Source organism: Nitrospira sp. (assembly GCA_024998565.1).
In the GTDB taxonomy this organism is placed as follows: domain Bacteria; phylum Nitrospirota; class Nitrospiria; order Nitrospirales; family Nitrospiraceae; genus Nitrospira_A.
Map to the genome: position 1 here is coordinate 12,432 of JACOEM010000007.1, position 21,108 is coordinate 33,539.

Below are 21,108 nucleotides of genomic sequence, written 5' to 3' on the forward strand. Positions count from 1 at the left end.
CCGGGCCGACATAGGACATCGCAATCAGGCCGGAACGAACTTCAGTGAAACGCCGTTGATGCAGTAGCGGAGGCCGGTAGGTCTGGGACCGTCATCGAAGACATGTCCTTGGTGGCCGCCACAGCGGGCGCAGTGAACTTCCACCCGCGTCATGAAAAATCTGGAGTCCGTACGTTTCTCCACCACCTTGGGGTCGATCGGTTGCCAGAAGCTTGGCCAGCCGGTGCCGCTATCGAACTTATGTTCCGAGGAATAGGCGGGCAGGTCACAGCCTGCGCAATAATAGGTGCCCGTCTGGTGATTTTCGTGGAGCGGACTGGTAAAGGCCCGTTCCGTATCTTCATGCCGCAGGACCTGATAGGCCGCGGGCGAGAGCAGTTTCTTCCATTCGTCGTCGGTCTTGGTCACTTTTATGATGTCCCCGATTTCAATTTTGGGCGGCATGGGCGATCTCCTTCACCTCGTGGCAGGACCTGCGCACAGGTCGAACAGACAATTAATCCTGACATAAGTGATTACGGAAGGGCAAGGCGAGTGGATGTACCGGGAGCCCGAAGTGAAGGGCCCCGGCTGTTCGCCGGGGCCCCATAGCTTACGAGGCGGTCGCGCTCGCCAACGGTTCGCCGCGTTCGGGTGAGGACGCCGTATCCTGATTGAACGCCGCCGGGAGCACCTCCTCGATCCGTTCCACTGGAATGACCGTGAGTTCATCGCGCACTTCCTGCGGGACTTCTTTCAGGTCCTTCTCGTTGGCCTTCGGCAGGATGATCCGCCGGATGCCGGCACGATGCGCAGCCAGGACTTTTTCCTTGATCCCGCCGACCGGCAGCACCAACCCGGTCAGGCTGATCTCTCCGGTCATCGCCGTGTCGCTGCGTACCGGCTTGCCGACATAGGCCGAAGCCAGCGCGGTCGCCATGGTGATTCCGGCCGAGGGCCCGTCTTTGGGAATCGCACCCGACGGCACGTGGATGTGTACCCCGTTGCGTTTGAAGCGCGAGATGTCCAGCCCCATGCTCTCGGCATGCGACCAGAGGTAGCTGCGCGCCGCGCGTGCCGACTCCTGCATGACATCGCCTAACTGTCCCGTCAGCGTCAGCTCGTGACTGCCGGGCAGGAGGGTCGTCTCGATATAGAGCACGTCGCCGCCTGTCGGAGTCCAGGCCAGACCGGTGGCGACTCCGGCCGGCAGATTCTTTCGCGCCTCTTCCGGCTGGAATCGTTCCTGTCCGAGCCACTCGTCCAGAAGCGGCTGCGTGATGTCCACGGGGCTCGCCGGAGCATCGGCCGGCCGATCCGCGAAGGTCACGGCGACCTTTCTCGTAATGCGGCCCAACATCTGTTCCAGCTGCCGTACGCCCGATTCTCTGGTATAGCGGCCGATGATATGGTCCAGCACGGCGTCGGGAAGATTCACTTCTTCGGCTCGCAGGCCGGCCTCCTTCAACCGTCTCGGCCAGAGGTACCGCAGGGCGATTTCCCGTTTCTCCCGCTCGCTGTACCCGTTCAACCGGATGATTTCCATACGGTCGAGCAGAGGTTGCGAGAGCGTCTCCAGCGTGTTCGCCGTCGTAATGAAAAACACTTTCGACAGATCGAACGGCAGATCGAGATAGTGGTCCCGGAAAGTATGGTTCTGCGCCGGGTCCAGAATCTCCAGCAAGGCCGCCGCGGGATCCCCGCGGAAATCGCGTCCGAGTTTATCCACTTCGTCCAGCATGATGACCGGATTGTTCACGCCGGCTCGCCGCACTGCCTGAATGATCCGGCCGGGAAGAGCCCCGACATAGGTACGGCGGTGGCCGCGCAATTCGCCTTCGTCATGCAATCCGCCGAGACTGAAACGCTCGAACGTGCGCCCCATGGACTTGGCGATGGACTGCCCCAAACTGGTTTTTCCCACACCGGGAGGGCCGACGAGGCAGAGGATCGGCGCCTTGGCGGACGGGTTCAACTTCAAGACCGCCAGATGCTCCACGATGCGTTCCTTCACTTCCTTGATGCCGTAGTGATCCTCATTCAACACCTGACGGACATGGGCGAGATCGAGTCCTTCCTCCGAGGACTTCTTCCACGGCAGCTCGAGCACCAGTTCCAAATAGCTCCGGATCACCTGATGCTCGGGCGACGCGCTCGGCGTCTTGGCGAGGCGCGCCAGCTCACGGTCCGTCTCTTTGCGGACATGTTCTGGGAGATCGGCTTCCTGAATCTTGGTTCTCAGCGCGCCGACTTCATCTTCTTCCCCGTTCCCTTCTCCCAGCTCCTGTTGAATCGTCTTGAGCTGCTCGCGGAGGAGATATTCCCTCTGTGTCTTACCTAGTTTTTCCCTGGCTTCGCTGGTGATCTTGTCGCGCAACTGGAGAATCTGGACTTCCCGCGACAGCGCCGCATAGAGCCCGCGCAAGAGATCGACCCGGGTAGGCGCCGCCAGCAATTGCTGCTCGCCGTCCAAGGTGAGATTCAGCAAGGATGCGATGCGATAGGCCAGGACCACGGGATCTTCTTCCGTGCCCAGGGCGGCGACCGCTTCATGCACGCCGGGAGTCTGGATCAGTTTCGGCAATTCGGTGATGATGTCCAGAATAGCCCGATGCAGGGCTTCGACTTCCGTGCTCTGCTCACTCGGCGGCGCAAGCTGTTTCACACGGGCCTGGAGATACGGATCCAGCTGGTCGAGCTTCAGCAGCACGAACCGCTCCAGCCCCTGGATTAAAATGTTGTAGTGCCCTTCCGGCGTTCGAGCCGTCTGCTTGATCACGGCCTTGGTGCCGATGGGGTAGAGGTCTTCCAGCGTAGGCTGATCGGTTTGCGCATCTCGCTGGGCCACGACCAGGAGCGTTTTGTCTTCGGTCTTCAACGCCGCCTCGACCGCAGCGATGGAACGGTCCCGGCCGACGGTCAGGGGCATCATCGTGCCGGGGAACAACACCGTCCGCTTCAAGGGCAGCACGGGCAGATGCGTGAGTATCGGGGCATTCGATTCGTTCATTTTATCCTCCGCTGTGCTCGGATGGTCATCGGGTAGAGCGACGTGTCGGGTACAGAAGGCACGGTCAGGCTCGTTCTTACCGGTTAAGATAGCCACAAGAGAGGGGGAGTCAAGCCGGGCTTCGAGAGGAGAGCAAATGGCTAATAGCGTATAGCCAAGCGGAGGCGCGGCGACCGGAATGAGAGAGCTATTAGCTATTCGCTATAAGCTCCTGCTCCCCACCATTCTGCTATCGGTCTATGAAGAGGCTGCCCGCGTTTTCAATAAACGTTTTCCCGTTAAGCCGTTCTGGACGCGTCCCTTTGGCGGGCGGGGGAACGGAGGAATAATCGTCTCTTCCCTCCAGGTCGAAAAAAGCGCCGATGCTGTATTCAGCGCCTTGTCCGAGCCCACGGCTCACAGCATATTGATCTGCGCCGCCTTCTTCGATGAACAACCCCCATCCCCCGAGGTCACCCATTCCCAAACCGGTCGAGGCGGGGAGATCGTAAAAGTCGCTGTCCGTCCCGCCATCTACGGCGAGGGCGACACTGCCGTCCCAGGCTGCGCCGCCGTTATAAAAGGGACCTTTGGAGCCGTACCGGTCCTTGCCCTGATAATCGATGTTCAGGCCCACGCCGAAGTGCGCGGCGGTGCCATGACCATACCGTGCGGCCTGGTGTTCGTCGTCACCGCTCAGATCCAACTTCACGCCGAGACCGAAAAAATACCCGTGTCCTTGGGAGAAGTTCGCACTCCGATAACGGTCGCGACCATCGAGATCGATGAAGAGTCCCCACCCCCCGGCGAGACTGAGCGCGCGGTGGGCCGCTTGTTTGCTGAAGACACGAAGCCCCGATCCCGTTCCAAGCCCGAAACAATCGTATTGATACGCAGGGTCCTGCGGATGCGCATTCGGCGCGTCGGTTTCATTGTACGCGCTGGCATACCGTCCGCCGCATTCGTAGGAATCGTTCCCGGATACATCGATCAACGCGCCGACACCCAACGGCGCGCCGAAGCCCAGCGCGTAGCCGAAGCTGGAATACCGGTCGTCTCCTGCGCGATCCACCAGTAAGCCGACCCCGCCGAAGGCCGCCCCTTGGGTGAACCGGTTTCCTTCGTAGATGTCCTGTCCTTCTCCATCATACAGGATGCCGAGGCCCGCGAGGCCGACCCCGCCGGAGCCGGGTGCCAGCCGATAGGTATCGTCGCCGCTATGATCGATCACGATGCCGATTCCTGCGCGCCCGGCGGCCAGGCCCAGTGGGGCCGACTGATAGGTATCGTTGCCGCTCAGATCGATGACGACACTGTTGCCCAGATCGCTGTTCGGGCTCGCTCCGATCGTTCCACGATACGTGTCGTTGCCGCCCAGGTCGATGATCAGCGCGGCGCCCTTTTCGAGGTCATAGGTGTTCGGGCCGTGGCCTCCCACCACCACCAGCCCGTACGACGTCTGTTGAGCTAGGAGCAGCTCTCCGGTGATGCCGGGCACGGTCTGGCCGATCGGTTTGCGGTTGTGCAACGCGATATCGAGTTGCTGTAGGAATTTCCGGTTGCCGAGCCGCGCCAGCCGTTGCGCGGCGCTGATGAGCGAGGCGTAATCCACCTGCTGCATGAGCAGGGTCGCGTATCTGGCCGCGGCTTCGGCGTCGGAAAGTTGCGCGGGCGGGGCGACCTGAGGCATGAAATGTTCCACCAGCGGGCGAGCCTGCGTGAACAAGAACTCCCGGTCCTGCGGCGAGAGATGGCGGAGCGCCTGTTCGCGGTCCTGATAGGCCTGCTCGAGTACGTCGGTGAGAAAAGTCAGGAGATCTTCCGTGGCGAGCGTGACCGGAAAGGTCAGCGGCGCAAAGGAGGCGCCGGTACGATCCATGCCGCCTTCGAGGATATCGATTACGGCCGGTAGTCCTTCGACGCCCGATTCGGCCGCAGTCGCCGCCAATAGTCCGGCCTGTTCGGCGGCTGCCAGGCCGTCCCAGGGATCGGCCAGCGTCCGCAGGACCAGGTTGCGTTTGAACTTCGCAATCTTATGTGTCTGATCGGCCAGGCTCTTCCGAACCGCCGGGAGCGCCGTATTGAGATTGTCCTGGAGGTCCGGCTCGACGATGGCTTTCAGCCTGGTGACGATCGCTTGCTGTTGTCGATCCACCGGTTGGTCTGAGGGGTGGGTGACGGCAAACAGCTGCGTGAATTTGGCACAGCCGCCGACGGCCAGGCAGAGGCTCACGGTGAGGAGCAGGTTCAGCAGTCGGCCCGGGAAGCGGAAGCGGTCGCTGTCTGCCCGGTGCCGGTCCGGGCGCCGTGGGTGGCCGGGCGACGATGCGCTGACCTGTGGAACTGAGGCAGTGTCGATCACGGGCCCGCTCCACAAGCGCATTGGTGTCGGCGCCGGTTATTCAAGCGTGGGGCGATCATCGGGTGGGAGAATTCCTGCATCGCGCAAGCAGTCGTCCGACCAGGCCCGGATGTCATGGGCTTCAAGGTAAGTCCGCATGCGATGCATACGCTCACGGCGTTCCTCCAGGGGCATTTCGATGGCCTGGCGAATGGCGTCGGCGACACCCTCAAGGTCGTAGGGATTGATGACCAGGGCATCGGTCATTTCCTCGGCTGCGCCGGCCATGTGGCTCACCAGCAGCACGCCTTTCTCGTCGACCTGGCTGGCGACATACTCTTTGGCGACCAGGTTCATGCCGTCGTATACGGAACTCACCAGCGCCAGGTCCGCCATCCGGTAATAGGCCGCGAGGGTGTCCATGCCGATGCGGCCTTCCCGGAATTCGATCGGTCGCCAGCGCGAAGCCTGAGGACTGCCTGCGTTGGAGATGCTGCCATACCGCATATTGATGTCATTCACGGTTTCGCGGATGAGTTCCCGATAACTGCGATAGGCCTCGACATCGCCCCTGGTCGGCACGGCCACCTGCACAAAGGTGAACCGGCCCCGATACTGAGGGTACTGCTCGAAGAAGGCATCGATGGCCCAGAATCGTTTGAGAAGCCCTTTGGTGTAGTCGAGCCGGTCGACGCCGAGACCGATGCGGACCTCGGGCTGAAAGACATGCAGGTTACGCAACACGTCCATGGCGCGTGTGACCTGCGACGTTCGGGCGCGTTCCGACCAGGCTTGGAAACTCACACTGATCGGGCGGGCCACGAGTCGCGTCGTATGGCCGTTATATTCGATGTGATGGTCATCGCTCCGGACGTCGACGCCCAGGAACTCCTTGGCGCATTCGACAAAACAATGGAGAAAGTTGTGGGTCTGGAACATCAGCAGATCGCTCGCCAGCAGGGATTCGAGCAGTTCGCGACGTTCCGGGAGAATGCGAAACGCATCAGGACCGGGCCAGGGCGTGTGCCAGAAGACTGCCACCGGCTGGGCCGGCAACGCGGCTTTGACGAGGCCGGGTACCAGGGCCAGGTGAAAGTCGTGCACCCACACGAACCCGGACTTCCCGCGTAATGCACCGAGGACAGCTGCCGCGAAGCGCGCATTCATGGCTTGGTACGCATGCCAAAAGGCTTTGCGATAGGCCACGCGATCCAGCGTGAGGTGGCACAGGGGCCAGAGCACCTGATTGGCATAGCCCTGATAACCGCCCTTGATCTCAGTCGGATCCAGCCACACGCGGCGCAACTGGTAGGTCGGGGCGTCAGGAGGCACTTCGACGACCATGTCCTGGTCCACCACATTCCGATCCGCTTTGCCGCTGCCCCAGGCAATCCAGGTGCCGCCGAGCCGCCGCATGACCGGATCGAGCGCCGAGATGAGGCCGCCGGACGTGCGTTCCCAGATCAGATGATTTTTAACCAGCCGGTGTTCGTATGGTTCACGATTCGAGACGACGATCAGGCGCGAAAGGGAAAGATCTTGTTCCGGCTGCAGCTGTTCAAGCGGCGCGTGGGAGGCGTTCATAGGCTGAAAATAGGAGTCTTTCGCGACGCTGTCAAGCGGCGAGGAGGCAGGAGCCCACAGCGCTGACGGCGTAGTGCCTATGGCTGGGAGCAGGAATGAGACATGTGGCGGCGGACCAGGGACGCTTCACTACTTGCCCTCTTGCCCCACGCAATTGGCCATAAGCCATTCGCGCTTAGAAGCTAGTCACCATTCGCTTTCTTCTTCCGGAGGCTGCCGGCGACCATGCGAAACTCGAAGAGACGGCATTCGATCGCCCCGTTGAAGAGGGGGACCCGGCGGGAAGGGGCCAGCCGCAACTGGCCGGGGAGTTTCAAGTCGGCGGTGAAGATCTGCACGGTCCAGCCGCAAAAATGCTTCTTCAGGTGATCGCCGAATTGCGGATAAAACGTGCGCAGGCTTTCCGCCTCTCCCATGCGGTGCCCGTAGGGCGGGTTCGTGACAAGGAGTCCGCTTTCAGCCGGAGCGGGGAGTTGCAGAACATCGCCCTGTTGAAGGGTGACCGCATCGCCGCTCCCGGCGATGGTCAGGTTGGCCTTGATCGATGTCATCGCGTGCGCATTGTCGTCGGCCGCGTGGATCAGGCCCGGCTTGATGGGGATTTCCATCGCCTTGAGTTCTGTGCGCAGGTCGTTCAATCGGCGGGTATCGAATGACAGCAGTTTTTCGAAGGCGAAATGCCGGCCGATTCCCGGCGCGACACGACGGGCCATTAAGGCGGCCTCGATGACGAATGTGCCGCTTCCGCACATGGGATCGTAGAGCACCGTGTCCCCGGTCCACTTCGAAAGCCGCAGGATCCCCGCTGCGAGATTTTCCCTGATCGGCGCTTCGCCCGCCGACTTCCTCCAACCCCGTTTGAATAGTGGCTCGCCCGAGGTGTCCAGATAGAAGGTGCAGGTCGAGGCATCCAAATACACTGCGATCAGGATGTCCGGCGCATGGGTATCCACCGTCGGGCGTTTGCCCCTCGCAAATTGAAAGCGATCGCAGACGGCATCCTTCACGCGCAGGGTCACGAAATCCAGGCTCTTCAGCGGACAGTGGTGCGCGCTCACCTTTACCTTGATGCGCTGTTGCGGCGTGAACCAATCCTGCCAGCGGATGGCGTGCGCCGCGTCGTAGACATCGTGTTCGTCGCGATAGGAACCGTCGGCAATACGCAGGAGAATGCGGCTGGCGATGCGGCTCTGCAGATTTACGCGATAGCAGAGGGCAAGGGTGCCATGGAAGGCGACTCCACCGGCCGTGAGCGTGACGTCGGCGGCGCCCAGGTCGGTGAGTTCATCGGCCAGGACCGCTTCGAGTCCGCGAGGGCAGGGTGCAAAGAAGGCGTGGTTTGTGCTATCCATTTCTGTCTTTCTGTTGTCGTGATCGGGGGCCGTCATGAAGTTCTGCAGCGAGTGCGGGGCCGGGCTGTCGAAAAAAATTCCTCCCGGCGACAACCTGCCGCGGTTTGTGTGCGATACCTGCCAGGTCGTCCATTACATCAATCCGAAAATCGTCGCGGGCTGCATTCCCGAGTGGGAAGATAAGATTCTGTTGTGTCGCCGGGCCATCGAGCCGCGCACCGGCCATTGGACGTTTCCCGCCGGCTTCATGGAGATCGGGGAGAGCACTGAGCAGGCCGCGATCCGTGAAACCTTTGAAGAGGCGCATGCCGACGTCGAGATTACCTCCCTGTATGCCGTGTTGAGTCTGCCCCGTATCAGCCAGGTCCACATGATCTTTCGCGGCTCCATGCGCACCCGGGACTTCAAACCCGGCACGGAGAGTCTCGATGTGCAACTGTTCTCGCTGGAGGACATTCCCTGGGATGATCTGGCCTTTCCCGTGATCACCGAAGCCCTCGAACGCTACGTCGCCGATGTGGCCCGCGGCGCCTTCTCCATGCATTTCGGCAGCGTCTTCCCCCGGATGAAATCGTAAGCGGGCGTGAAACGTGAGATGTGAAACGTAAAACGGTCACCCGGGACCGTGACGCGGGGCTCATCACGTTCGTTGGTGATCCTGTTGCGCAGTTCGTGATCATCTCCGCACACGATACGTTTCACCGGACTTCAGTTGCTGCTGGGCATAATAAGCCCTAATTCTTCCGCCGGCGGATGGACGAAGGTGAATCCCTTATCCGTCTGGAAGTCCACGGTCATTCCGTTCGTGCGGTGCACGCTCGCCCGATCCAGCGCCACGGTGAGGCCTTCAATGTGCTGCACCTCATCCTCTTCCTGCGGTGCAGGTTCCAGAGTAATCGAGAGGGACAGGCGTTGCGCATCCACGTCGCGCAACGTAATCCGTACGACCGGATCGTCCGGATGTTCCTCGATCAGCTTGCGTAACCGTTCGATGGCGGTCCAGGTGAGATTCATGGTAGTCAGGCTGGTCTGGTCCGTTGGGTCGGGGCGGCGTGGTGGATGTGGTGAATGTCCACGAGTTGTTCGGTCCGATCGATCGAATAAAAAATCCGCCAGTCGCCCACCGCATATTTGTGGATTCCGGGCAGGTCGGCTGCGACCGGCTCATGGCGCAGATTATCGACGTTGGAGGCCAGCCACTTCGTCTTGTCGAACAGACGTTGAGCCATGGCAGGATCCGCCACGAGCAGGTCGGTAATGACATCGGGCCGGAAGGCTAAGCGAAACCAGGGCATGTTACCACCGCAGGCCGAGCTTGTCGGCCACTTCGTCACCGGTGATGCGTTCCGTCGAAGCCAGGGATTGCTTCAGGCGATCGCGAACCGACTCGCCGAGGGGCGCGCCGAGATCCGGGTCGCCCAGCAGCACGCGCAGCCGGTCGTCAACGATGCCTTCGACCAGGTTCTTGAGTTCCGCCAGCGTGAGATTGGAGAGACTTGTCGTTGTGTCGGACATGAAATCCTCTCAGAGTTCGAAAGCATACGGGGCTGGTCTTGGGAATTGCAAGACAGAGCCTGAGTAGAAGGGCGCGCTTAGGGCTGATAGCGTCTGGCGTCAGGAGCAGGGGGTAGAATCCCAAGGGGACTTCGCACGACGCTCAGGTTCCCTGGAATCGACTGGCTGATCTATGCCCCGCACGGCTCCCCGCCGGATGACTCACAGGAACAATCCAGACAACCATGGACGGAACAGGTGCCGCAGGCCTGTTCGATCCGGCGACGCAGCGCGGCCCTGGCTCGATGCACGCGAACCGCCGCATTTTCGGCGGTGATGCCTGACTGCTGAGCAAGATCTTTCAGTTTGCCTTCCTCCAGATCCACGATACGCAGGGCTTCGCGATATTCCGGCTTGAGCGTTTCCAACAGGCCTGAGACGCATCGGCAGATCTCCTGTCGTAGCTCCGCTTCAGGCTCCTGCACATCCGGAAATTCACGCCCCCAGGCTTCCATGGCTCGCGCGGCGGTGGACCGCTGCCGGTAGTGATCGATCACGGCGTTGCGGAGTACCCGATAGAACCAGGCGACGACCTTTTCGTCCTTCACGTCGCCCCCGCGCTCCAATCCACGGGTAAAGGCCGCTTGCAAAATATCTTCTGCCACGGCGCGAGATTCCACGCGCCGTTCCAGGAAGGCCAGGAACTCACGGTGTCCTTTCACCAGTTGCGCGATGGCCTCCGGCGAAAGTGCTGTCGAGGGGTTGGATTCGAGGTTCATGGGAGCAGCTTACCAAACTGTGTGCGGAACTGTAAGGTTTCCGGGGGCCCTCCGTCAGCCTTTGTGACGACGCAATCACGCGTCGGCATCTCAAAGGAGACTCACCATGGCCGAAGTGAAAAAAACCACCGCGCAGAAGATTGCCAAGACAAGCTGTTGCGGAACGTGCGAATGCGCATCCTGTTCTTGCGGATGCCAGGCAAACGCCTGTCGCTGCGAGCAAACCAATTGCCAATGTGGTTGCCGCAAGCAATCCGCCGGTCGGTAGGCAGTTGTGCCCCGCCCGCCGGATTGTGACGGGCGGGGTCACAGAATTCTACAGGCAGGGCCATGTGTGCAGGCGATGTCTCTGGGCTTCTTGTGGATCTTGCTCGGCTGGGGCATAGTCTTCTCGAACGCGCCGGCGTTTCTGGTTCGTCGCGGCTTCGTCCTCTCTATGCATCGTTTCCAAATCGAACCGGAGGAAAGGGCGCTCATCCGCCTATTCGGCCAGGCATTCGTGACCTATACGACTCAAGTGCGACGATGGAGATGATGTGGTATATGAGGGATCGTCTATTGATTGGAATTGTCTTGGCCATAAGCCGTTTTGATCGTCGCTTCTCAATGAAACCTCGGGACCTGATTCCTCATGCGCTTCATCCACGCCTCCGACCTTCACATCGATAGTCCCTTACGCGGCTTGGACCGGTATGACGGTGCGCCGGTTGAGCGGTTGCGTAGCGCGACTCGCAGTGCGCTGGAGCGGTTGGTAGACCGGGCGTTGGCCGAGCGGGTGGATTTCCTCCTGCTCGCAGGCGATATCTACGACCGGGACTGGCAGGATTTTCACACCGGCCTCTTTTTTCGCGCTCAGATGGTGCGATTGGAGCGCGCCGGCATCCGCTGCTTCATCGTGCAGGGAAATCACGATGCGCAGGGAGTGATTTCGCGCCAGTTGACCCTGCCGTCGAACGTGATGGTCTTTTCGAGCCGCGCAGCTCAGACGGTCAAGCTGGATGATCTCTCCGTGGCGATCCATGGCCGCAGCTTTCCTGAGCGCGAGGTAAATGAAGACCTGGTTCCGTCTTACCCGCCGCCGGTACCCGGGTTTTTTAATATCGGTCTGCTGCACACGAGTCTGACGGGGCGTGCTGGCCACGATACCTATGCGCCCACCGACCTGCCGACGCTGGTTGCTAAGGGATACGACTACTGGGCGCTGGGCCATGTGCACGCGCGTGAGGTGCTGAACGAACGGCCGCGCATCGTGTTTTGCGGCAACCTGCAGGGCCGTCATGCGAAGGAAACGGGCGCGAAGGGGTGCGAATTGGTCACGGTGGAAGCGGGACGGGTCGAGGCCGAGTTTATCGCGCTGGATGTGGTTCGTTGGAGTCAGCTCTCCGTGCCGCTCGATGGCGTGGACCGCTTGGAATCGCTCAACGAGGCTTTCGCTCGCGCACTGGAACCGGTGCTGGCCGGGACGGCGGACCGGCTGCATGCGGTGCGCGTGACGCTGACGGGATCGACCGAGTTGCACCGGTTGGAGGCGGCACAGCCGGGCACGCTCGCGGCGGCAATGCATGCGGCGGCGCAGGACATCGGCACGGCGGAGATCTGGATCGAGCAGGTGCGGCTGGATCTTTCCACCCCGCTGGATCGAGCCCAGGCTGCGCAGCGCCAGGATGCGGTGGGAGAGTTGGTCCGTCTGGTCGATACGATTGCGGGCGACAACCAGGAACTGATGCGTCGGGCACAGGTCGAACTGGGAGATCTCCTCGGTGCCATGCCTGCAGAAGTCACGGCCGGTGATGTGCCGCGTCTGGACGATCCTGCCGAACTGCGCAGTCTTCTGATGGATGCGGAAGCCACGGTTCTGGCACGCCTGTCCGCCTCCGGAGAAGAGGCATGAAACTCGCGCGCCTGTTGCTGCTCGCCTTCGGGCCTTTCACCAATAAGACGTTGGATTTTTCCGCCGGCTCAAGCAATTTGCATCTGATCTACGGACCGAACGAGGCAGGCAAGTCGTCGGCCCTACGCGCTATGACGGATCTCCGTTTCGGCATTCCACTGCGTAGCCCGGACGACTTCGTCCACCCGGCCGGCGACTTGCGGATCGGTGGTGTGTTCATCGACCAGGCGGGCCGACCGGTCGGACTCATCAGACGCAAGGGCAGGGGGACGACCCTCTCTGGACTCGATGTCCGCACGGAACAGACGGATCCTGGTTTTGCTGTGGACAGCCGGTTGGAACGGGAACTAACCGGCGGGTTAGAGCGCCAGGAATTCGAAGCCATGTTCGGGTTGAATCATGCCCGGCTTCGCGAGGGCGGGGCCGTTCTGCTGAGCGGCGAAGGCGATCTGGGCTCGGCGTTGTTCGAGGCGAGCGCCGGCACCGGCGGTATCGTAGCGTTGCTGGCGGCCCTGGATGTCGATGCCAAGAAACTCTATAGCCAGCACGGTCGGGCGCAGAATGCCGTGATCAACGAGGCGCGCCGTCAGCTCGACGAGCAGCGGAAAGCCTGGCGCGAAGCGCAGACCAAACCGGCTGAGTGGCAGGCGTTGAATCGCGCGCATGAAACCGCCAAGGCGGCTCTCGACGACCTCACCAAGGCCTTGGAAACGTTGCGTCGGCAGGAGAACGAATTGACCGAACTGCGCACGGTTGAACCGTTGTTGCGTGAGCATGATCGCCTGGCTGGCGCGCTCCAGTCCTATGCGGCGGTTCCCGATCTGTCCGAGCAGCAACGTGAGGAACGGCTGGCCGCAGAGCAGGCGTTGCAGCGCGCGCAGGTAGATCTTCGAGAAGCCGAAGAGGAGCTCGCGCGTTGCGCCGCCGCGCTGGATGGACTCGTCATCGAACCGTTGTTGCTCGACCATGCCGACGCGGTCGAGCGCCTGATCGCGGGCGTGGAAGCCGCGGCCAGAAACCGCCATGAAATCCATCAGCAAAATAGCCTCATTGCGAAGATCGAGGGTGAGCTGGAGTTGGTCGTGGAAAGGCTGGCGCCAGGTGTGGATCGGCGGACCATTCTAGCGGCCGTGCCTTCCGCCGCCGACCGTGTGGCGTTGGAGGGGCACCTGGCCGAGGTGAGTCGATTGGGCGAGCGGCTTGACGGCTATCGTGAGCGTGCAGAAGCATTGGATGCCGCCTTGCAACCGGCCGGCGCGCTGCCCGATACAGTGCCGGATCCACTGCACAGGCAGGCGCTAACGGCGGCACTACGAGCGGGGCAGGCACAGGGTGATGTGGTCAGGCAGAAGAGCGAACTGGATCGCCGGCTTCGTGAACTGGAGGGCCAGCTCACCCTGGCGCTCTCCGAACTCGGTCTCGAATCGGAGCAGGCGTTGCGTCGCAGCCAACCGCTTTTAGAGGCTCAGATCGCGCAGGCGAAACAGGATCTGACGGATATTGAGGTACAGCTCACCAAGTGGCGTGACGAATCCGAACTGGTCGGTCGCGACCTCGACGGGCAACGGCTGCGGCAACGGCAGCTCGCTGCGGAAGGTGAGGTGGTGACGGCGGAGACGTTGCGCCAAGCCCGCGCCAAACGTTCCGAGGAATGGACGGCGATTCGTCGCATCTACATCGATAGGACCGGCGGGACGGATCAGCTGGCGCTGGGGTTCGACGCCGCGAAGGCCTTGCCGGAGACGTTTGAAGCGGCAGTGGGCGAAGCCGATCGTCAGGCGGACCTGCTTCGCGCCGACACCAAACGCGCGGCCGGATTGGAAGAGTGCTCAGTGCGCATCGAGCAGATGGAATTGCGCCGCAAGGAACTGGCCGGTGAGATGGCTGCGCTGCGCGTGAAACGTGACGGGTTGCAAGGAGCCTGGCGGCAGCGCCTGACGCAAGCCGGGTTGCCGGACCTGGATCCCGAGACGTTGCGTGAATGGCAGGGGCGCCGGCATGAGGCGCTGCAGCTGGTTGAGCGTGTGACGGCCCTGCGTGCCGACCGCGACCGGTTGCTGGCCGATGCCGCAGGCTCCGTCGGAGCGATTGCGGATGGGTTGCGTACCGTCGGCTGTTCTCTCGCCACGACTCAGGCTGGAGAGACGGAACAACTCTCCGCGCTGATCGAACAGGCCGTGCGTTGGGAACAATCGGCGACCGAAGCGGAGGCCGAGCAGCAGGCTCGTCTCAAGACGGCTCATAGCCAGCGGATCGAGCGGGAGAAGGTCGGTCGTCAGGTGAGCGAGACCGAGGCCGAACGTCGCCGCCATCTGGACGCGCTGCAGGCCTGGCATACCAGACTGTTCTTGTCGGGTGAGGCACCGCCGGAGGCGCTCAAGTCGCGGCTCGATGAACTCGATGGGCTGGCACGACAGGCGTCGGCCTTAGCGGAGGCGCAACAACGAAAGGCGCAACTACAGGCCGTGGTCGATGACCTCATTACGCAAGGCGCACAGGTGGCCGAATTACTCGGTGAAGCTGTTCCCACGGTGCTGGATGATTTTGCGGATCGTCTGCGCAAACGGTTGGCTGTTTCTAGGCAACATCAGCAAGAAGGGCATGCGCTCATTCGCGACCGCACGAAGGCTCAGGAGAAGAAGCGACAGGCCGCGGCCGCACAGGTCACGAAGGCCGCCGTGCTGGCCGGACTCTGCACGCGCGCGAAGGGGGCGACGATCGACCAGTTGCCGGAATTGGAAGAACAGGCGGCGAAGAAACGTGAGGTGCGGAAATCACTCGCGCTCCTGCGCCAGCAACTGGCCCATGCTTCGCCTCAGTCGGAAGGTGAGTTGCGGGCGCGCCTTGCGGGGCTGGATGTGCCGGCCCTCGAGAGCGAGCGTGAACGTTGCCGTACCGAGATGGTGCGGCTTGAACAGGAACAGGCCTCGGCGCAGCGGACGGAGGAGCAGGCCAGGCGGGCGCTGGAAGTCATCGACGCGTCAGATCGCGCGGCGCTGGCGCGTGAAGCGATGGAATCTGCGGCGGCGCGATACCGTTCGGCCATCAGGCCCTGGGCCAGGCTGAAATTCGCCCGCTCGTTGCTGCAGGAGGCGTTGAACCGGTTTCGTGAACGGGCCCAGGCGCCCATGGTGTCTGCCGCCTCCGCCTATTTTTCGCTGATGACGGGCGGCGCCTACGAACGGCTGGTGACGGACGAGCGTGAGGACAAGCCGGTTCTGTGCGCGCAACGGGCCGGCGGTGTGACGATCGGCATCGAGGAGATGAGCGAAGGCACCGCCGATCAATTGTACCTGGCGCTACGGCTGGCGGCACTGGAGTTACGGCGCCCTTCCCATCCGCCGATGCCGCTGGTGCTCGATGATACTCTCATCACATCCGATGACGCGCGTGCGGCCAATATTCTACGGGCCCTGGCGCGTTTCGCCGAGGGCAGCCAGGTCATGCTGTTCACGCACCATCGGCATCTGCTCGATGTCGCCCGTCAGACGTTGGGTGAACAGGCTTTCGTCAATCACACCCTGTGACGCCGTTGCCGATTGGCCGACGGCCAGGCGCGCCGACTGCCCAAGTCCAGCGCGCATTCGCAGCCAGGTGAAGGAGATCTATGAAACGCTTGAACGACAAAATCGCGATCGTCACCGGCAGCAGCAGCGGGATCGGCAAGGCCATCGCGCTCCGGTTCGCGCGGGAAGGGGCGACGGTCGTCGTCGCCGCCCGGCGCTTGTATAAATGCGAGGAAACCGTCGCGCAGATCGAGGCGGCCGGTGGAACCGCCGTGCCGCTTCAGACCGACGTGGCGGACGAGTCGCAGGTGGAGCGACTGATCGGTGACACGGTTCGGCGTTTCCAGCGCCTGGATATCCTGGTGAACAACGCCGGGATCTTCGGCGGACGCCGGCTGGCCGAGACCAGTACCGGGGCCTTCGACGAAGTGATGAATACGAATGTGCGCGGGACATTTTTCTGCTGCCGGGCCGCATTTGCGCAGATGAAGAAGCAGGGCGGCGGCACGATTCTCAACATGTCGAGCGTGGCGGGCGTGCAGGCCTGGAGCGGCACGGGGACTTACAGCGCGTCGAAACACGCGATCATGGCGTTGAGTAAGGCACTCGCAGACGAGGGGCGCGCGCACCGCATCAAAGTGAGTGCGATCTGTCCCGGCGGCGTGGCGGATGAGCTGGTCGATGCCTCGGCGGAAGAGCGGGCACGCAGCGAAAAAATCGATCCGTTCGATATTGCCGAGACCGCGCTCTACCTGGCCTGCCTCGGTCCCCAGTCGGCCGTGCATCAGATCGTGGTGGATCGGATCGGCGCCGACTGGTAGTAGGCTGTTGAATCGTCATGCGTCAAACGTGCCTCGCGTGGCTCTTTTCTGCAGACGAGTGACGAACGACGTTTCACGAACGACGCACGACGAGGAGCGCGCCGCTAGCCCGGACTATTCATGAATCGTCCGGGCTACACCACCTTGGCGATTGAGTGCACGTGCTTGTGTGTGTGATACAGGAGCGGCGGGCCGAGGGGGAGGATGGATCTCCCGGTAAAGGCCTGAGTCAAACTGCCGACCGCATGATAAAAGGCCATCAGACCGACAATGATGTGGCCCCATCCCGGTAATAGCTCACTGATGAAGTCCAGCCGGGCGAATACGGTGGCAAGAAACGTCATGGTAATGACGACGTGGAGGGCGCTGAGCGTGAGGTTTCGATAGGCCGTGAGAAAGACCATGACGCCGGAAAAGACTGCGTAGACCAGATTGATGGGCGCGTAGAGTACCGCATCGAACTGAAACGTGCTGCTCGTGCTGACGAGTTTGACGGTGCAGAGCGTGATCCAAAGGAAACCGTACATGGTCAGCGCGGTTCCGCCCAGTTGCTCGTTGTAGCGAATGTCGGTGATGCCCGCCAGCAGTTGAACGATCCCGCCGAAGATCAGGGCAATCACCAGGGCTCCCACCATGTTCTTATGCTGAATCCATCCTAGTTGTGCCACGCCCAGGGTGAGCGCGCCTACTGCCAGACCGAATAGGCCGATTGCCAGCACGTCTATGCGCCGAGTTTGATTCTCTTCGTTCATGACATCGTTCCTCTTGGATAGTCGATGGGCTTCGATTGACCTAGGGGTATCTCTAGGGGCCGGCCAAGGATGCAAGAGTGGCACAAAAAAGGCAAGGGAAAATCCTAGCCCGGACAATTCATGAATCCCTGCTCCGGCGTCCGATCCTCTCGCCCGGCGAGGCTGTTCTCGTTCGGCCTCCTCGACGGACTGCGAGTACGCCTGCGTCGGCCTCACGTGCGAGAAGCCTCGGCGGGCTTCCGTCTCGAACGTCTCGCGACGACATTCATGAATAATCCGGGCTAGGGGGTACGCGAGAAGAAGAGACGCGCCGGTGACTTAGCCCTTGTCGGGTGTGTTCGGTGGATTTTGCGGCGCGGCGGCGGCGAGAAAGGTTTTCAGCCGTGCGGTCTGTAACGGTTGGAGGGAGAGAAAGTGAATGCCGCAGACGGTTCCGCGGGTCCATCGCACGGCGGCCAAATCCACGAGGACCGGCATCTCCTTCGGTGAAATGATCAGTCGTAGCGAAAGGTAGGTATTGACGGGCAAATGGTGCGCACCCTCGATACGGCAGCCTTCCACCGAGAGATCCAGAAGCCGTCCCTCTCCGCTCGTGGCCGACTCCGTCGACAGAGAAACTTGATAGTGTACCTTCATGGTCATGTGCCGGTCTGTATCCCTACGTGAATCGAATCATCGCGCGAGCTGCCGAATTTCTACAGTCCGGCGGGAGGCGATGCATAGACCCGCGCCTCCAGTATCGGACACCGGCCTCGTGATCTCTGTAATGGGGGACGAGCAACGAGCGCGGATAACGTGTGTCGTCATCATCACATAGCATGTCCCTCATCGTGGGCGCGATCAGGATAATGTCTCCGACCATTTGGAGTTGGGAAAAACCCTAGGGTCTGGGAGGGCCTGCTCCGAGACTTTTCCCGGTGTCGTGGATGTTGCTACGCGGTTGGGCGGACTTGATTGTCGGGTTCAACGAGCGCAAGCTGAATAGCATAGTCCAAGAGGTGACCATGAAGCCGGGGTGACCTCGATCCTACGACACCTGTTCGCTCCGAGTTCTTCCATAGGTGTCTTCCTGCGCCCTCCTGATCGTCCGGACAGGAGGGCGTTTTTATTTCACCCGCTGAAGAGGAGGTTTGGTATGAAAGCCTCATTATTCATATGTCCCCTTGCGGTGAGCGGAGTCCTGGTTGCTGCCATGGCGTTCAGCAATCCAGCCATGTTGCCGCAGCATCCCGGGTATCCGATGGGTAAGTCGGTTGATCCGATCCATGGTCAGTCCCTCGCCAACGATCCGGGTCGTGCCAATGCGGTCGGGGAGTCTGCGCTCAGCAAGGCGGCGGCTTTCGATAACGGTCATGTCTCCCAACAGCTTTCGATCAACGACCAGAACCAACGACTCCTGGAAAAACCCGGGGCCGGAATCTTGCCGAAGGTGCAAGGCCCTCAGATTGTGATCGATCCGCCGGTGAAGGAAGGAACCAAGGTGCAGGCTTCCCCGCAGTAGCGAGCGATATCACAAGCGCTGCCGCGGACCGCAGAGCGCGACGCAAGAATTCGTGCTTGCGGATTGCGCTCTGCGGCTCCGCCCGTCGAGGGGTCGTCGTTTGATTTTCAGCCCGCCCGCCTCTTAGAATGCCGCCACTCATCACGAGCGGCTATGTCTACAAAGTCTCGCGTTCAGAAATCTCCGCGCCGTAAGAAGAAGTCACCTCAGTCCTCCGTCCCGCTCGCACGCGGGCAGAAGCAGCGTTTTCAGAACCGGTTGTTGAAGTGGTACAAGGAGCATGGGCGTGATCTGCCCTGGCGCAAGACCTCCGATCCCTATCACATCCTGGTATCGGAGGTGATGCTCCAGCAGACCCAGGTGGATCGCGTGATTCCGAAGTACCATGAGTTCTTGGAGCGATACCCGTCGTTTGAACAGTTAGCCGATGCGCCGGTCGCCGAGGTGAAGCAGACCTGGTATCCGCTGGGGTACAACATCCGGCCGGAACGGTTGCACAGCATCGCCTGTGAAACCGTCGCCCGTTACGGCGGGCAGTTGCCGAACGATGCGGAGGAGTTGTTGTCCTTCAAAGGCATCGGACGTTACACCGCGGGGGCGATTCGGTCTTTTGCATTCAATGAAGATGCGCCGATTCTGGACACCAACGTGATCCGCGTGTTGCACCGTGTGTTCATCGCCCAGGGCGACCCGAAGGCGCAAAAGGCCGTTCTCTGGGAGTTGTCTGAAACCCTGATTCCGCGCGGTAAGGGGTATGACTTCAATCAGGCTCTCATGGATTTCGGCGCGACGGTCTGTACGGCGCGCGACCCCTACTGCCTCCTGTGCCCGATGAAACCGTTCTGCAAGACCTATCCGTTTGATCCGGCCAGGTAGCGGATCAGGGGCATGCGGCGTGTCGCTCGCGGTCCATAGGCCGGAACCGAGACGTGTCTGCTGTTCAGTGTCGAGCGACATGCCGTAGACCATACGTTCTTCTCCCGGACGCGGTGCATGATGCAGGTGATCGAGGTTGCGGCAGGGATCATTGTTCACGAGGGCCGGTATCTGATCGCGCGGCGGAAGGCCGGGGTGCATCTCGGCGGGTTGTGGGAGTTTCCGGGCGGGAAACGCGAAACGGGCGAAACATTGGAGGAGTGTCTGCATCGGGAGTTATGGGAAGAGCTGAATGTGCGTATCGGCCATCCCACTCCCTTTCGGATCGTACGACATGAATATCCCGAGAAGATTGTGGAATTGCATTTCTTTTGCTGCCGGATCGAGACGGGTGTTGCGATCGCGCTGGACTGCGCGGAACTTCGATGGGTCTATCCTCATGAGATGGCCGCGTTCGAGTTTCCTTCGGCCGATCAGCCCGTTATCGCGGCGCTTCAGCAGGGGAAAGTGTAGGGGCGTATGAAAGTGGTCCTCGACATCGAAACGGTCCAGGCTCCCCGGGAAGAATGGGCCAGGCTGGCCGGTCGTCACCTGGCCTCGGGCGAGGCGGCCTTTTCCGAGACCGGAGGCGACCTGTTCGCGGTCGGGGAGGCGCAGGCGCAGCATCGACTCGATGAAGAACTCTATGAAAAGTCCTCCTTCGACGGGACCTTCAGCCGCATCGTGTGCATCGGGTTGCTGGAGTTCTCCGACAACCTCGAACCGCGTGGCGCCACCTCCTGGTACGGGGCGAACGAGCAGGAACTATTGCGTCGTTTCTGGGGTCATCTCGGGCAGCTGCGGCCCTCGTTGTTCATTACCCACAACGGTCTGAATTTCGACCTGCCCTTCATCAAAAAACGCTCGATCATTCAGCAGGTGAAGCCGACCATGGAGATCAACCTGGCCAAGTTTCGGGCGGATCCGGTGTATGACACCATGGCGATCTGGAGCAACTGGGACAATCGTGGATGGGTCAAGCTGGACGTGTTGGCGCGGGCGTTGAACGTAGAAAGTAAATCGGGCAGCGGGTCGCAGGTGGCCCAGATGTGGGCGGACGGGCAGGGCAAGGAAATCGCTCTCTACTGCCTGCAGGATACCTATGTCACGTATGGCTGCTATTGCCGCATGAATTTCCGGCAGCCGATCTCACGGGAGATCGTGCTCCTGCGGCCGGAACTCATCGATGTGGGCTGAATGAAGG

The 21,108-nt window shown here is 61.4% G+C and carries 19 protein-coding genes; 8 read left to right on the forward strand and 11 right to left on the reverse strand.

Annotated features, from left to right (window positions below; genetic code table 11):
* Positions 1-24: 24 nt before the first annotated feature.
* From msrB to H8K11_12250, 5 genes are all read right to left on the reverse strand, one after another.
* Positions 25-444 (reverse strand): peptide-methionine (R)-S-oxide reductase MsrB, encoded by a 420-nt coding sequence (gene msrB / locus H8K11_12230; GenBank protein ID MCS6264514.1) that lies wholly within the window; start codon positions 442-444, stop codon positions 25-27.
* Between the two features lie 148 nt (positions 445-592).
* A complete protein-coding gene (gene lon, locus H8K11_12235; protein ID MCS6264515.1) occupies positions 593-2,989 on the reverse strand; it encodes an endopeptidase La in 2,397 nt (798 codons plus the stop codon).
* Positions 2,990-3,218: 229 nt separating this feature from the next.
* Entirely contained in the window at positions 3,219-5,330 is a 2,112-nt protein-coding gene (locus tag H8K11_12240; GenBank protein MCS6264516.1) for a hypothetical protein, read from the reverse strand.
* Between the two features lie 36 nt (positions 5,331-5,366).
* Positions 5,367-6,893 carry a trehalose-6-phosphate synthase gene (locus H8K11_12245; protein MCS6264517.1) on the reverse strand — a complete coding sequence of 509 codons (1,527 nt, stop codon included), beginning with the start codon at positions 6,891-6,893 and terminating at the stop codon, positions 5,367-5,369.
* A gap of 182 nt (positions 6,894-7,075) precedes the next feature.
* Entirely contained in the window at positions 7,076-8,245 is a 1,170-nt protein-coding gene (locus H8K11_12250; protein MCS6264518.1) for a class I SAM-dependent RNA methyltransferase, read from the reverse strand.
* Positions 8,246-8,279: 34 nt separating this feature from the next.
* Here H8K11_12250 and H8K11_12255 point away from each other — a divergent pair, with 34 nt between their 5' ends.
* Entirely contained in the window at positions 8,280-8,822 is a 543-nt protein-coding gene (locus H8K11_12255) for an NUDIX hydrolase (protein ID MCS6264519.1), read from the forward strand.
* Between the two features lie 131 nt (positions 8,823-8,953).
* On the opposite strand, the gene H8K11_12260 is transcribed toward H8K11_12255, so the two are convergent.
* From H8K11_12260 to H8K11_12275, 4 genes are all read right to left on the reverse strand, one after another.
* Positions 8,954-9,259, reverse strand: a complete 306-nt coding sequence (locus tag H8K11_12260) for a hypothetical protein (protein MCS6264520.1) — start codon at positions 9,257-9,259, stop codon at positions 8,954-8,956.
* A 5-nt stretch (positions 9,260-9,264) separates the two neighbouring features.
* Positions 9,265-9,540 carry a type II toxin-antitoxin system RelE/ParE family toxin gene (locus H8K11_12265; protein MCS6264521.1) on the reverse strand — a complete coding sequence of 92 codons (276 nt, stop codon included), beginning with the start codon at positions 9,538-9,540 and terminating at the stop codon, positions 9,265-9,267.
* A 1-nt stretch (position 9,541) separates the two neighbouring features.
* Positions 9,542-9,760, reverse strand: a complete 219-nt coding sequence (locus H8K11_12270; protein MCS6264522.1) for a hypothetical protein — start codon at positions 9,758-9,760, stop codon at positions 9,542-9,544.
* 170 nt (positions 9,761-9,930) lie between these two features.
* Positions 9,931-10,518, reverse strand: coding sequence for a sigma-70 family RNA polymerase sigma factor (locus H8K11_12275; protein ID MCS6264523.1), 588 nt, complete (start codon positions 10,516-10,518; stop codon positions 9,931-9,933).
* A 631-nt stretch (positions 10,519-11,149) separates the two neighbouring features.
* Between H8K11_12275 and H8K11_12280 the strand changes: the two genes are divergently transcribed.
* The 3 genes from H8K11_12280 to H8K11_12290 all read left to right on the forward strand — a co-directional run bounded on the left by H8K11_12280 (position 11,150) and on the right by H8K11_12290 (position 16,736).
* On the forward strand, positions 11,150-12,409 hold the full coding sequence (locus H8K11_12280) for a DNA repair exonuclease (GenBank protein ID MCS6264524.1): 1,260 nt from the start codon (positions 11,150-11,152) through the stop codon (positions 12,407-12,409).
* A complete protein-coding gene (locus H8K11_12285) occupies positions 12,406-15,936 on the forward strand; it encodes an AAA family ATPase (GenBank protein ID MCS6264525.1) in 3,531 nt (1,176 codons plus the stop codon). The genes H8K11_12280 and H8K11_12285 overlap by 4 nt, the downstream gene beginning before the upstream one ends.
* A gap of 80 nt (positions 15,937-16,016) precedes the next feature.
* Positions 16,017-16,736: an SDR family oxidoreductase gene (locus tag H8K11_12290; GenBank protein MCS6264526.1), complete on the forward strand. Its 720-nt coding sequence runs from the start codon at positions 16,017-16,019 to the stop codon at positions 16,734-16,736.
* Positions 16,737-16,870: 134 nt separating this feature from the next.
* Here the strand turns inward: H8K11_12290 and H8K11_12295 are convergent, their stop codons facing one another.
* Positions 16,871-17,488, reverse strand: a complete 618-nt coding sequence (locus tag H8K11_12295) for an acetate uptake transporter (protein MCS6264527.1) — start codon at positions 17,486-17,488, stop codon at positions 16,871-16,873.
* Positions 17,489-17,806: 318 nt separating this feature from the next.
* Complete coding sequence (locus H8K11_12300) at positions 17,807-18,130, reverse strand: PilZ domain-containing protein (protein ID MCS6264528.1); 324 nt, start codon at positions 18,128-18,130, stop codon at positions 17,807-17,809.
* Between the two features lie 493 nt (positions 18,131-18,623).
* Between H8K11_12300 and H8K11_12305 the strand changes: the two genes are divergently transcribed.
* The 4 genes from H8K11_12305 to H8K11_12320 all read left to right on the forward strand — a co-directional run bounded on the left by H8K11_12305 (position 18,624) and on the right by H8K11_12320 (position 21,101).
* Positions 18,624-18,989: a hypothetical protein gene (locus tag H8K11_12305; GenBank protein MCS6264529.1), complete on the forward strand. Its 366-nt coding sequence runs from the start codon at positions 18,624-18,626 to the stop codon at positions 18,987-18,989.
* A 153-nt stretch (positions 18,990-19,142) separates the two neighbouring features.
* Positions 19,143-19,865 (forward strand): A/G-specific adenine glycosylase, encoded by a 723-nt coding sequence (locus tag H8K11_12310; protein MCS6264530.1) that lies wholly within the window; start codon positions 19,143-19,145, stop codon positions 19,863-19,865.
* A gap of 117 nt (positions 19,866-19,982) precedes the next feature.
* Entirely contained in the window at positions 19,983-20,378 is a 396-nt protein-coding gene (mutT, locus tag H8K11_12315) for an 8-oxo-dGTP diphosphatase MutT (protein MCS6264531.1), read from the forward strand.
* Positions 20,379-20,384: 6 nt separating this feature from the next.
* Complete coding sequence (locus tag H8K11_12320) at positions 20,385-21,101, forward strand: ribonuclease H-like domain-containing protein (GenBank protein MCS6264532.1); 717 nt, start codon at positions 20,385-20,387, stop codon at positions 21,099-21,101.
* Positions 21,102-21,108 lie beyond the last annotated feature (7 nt).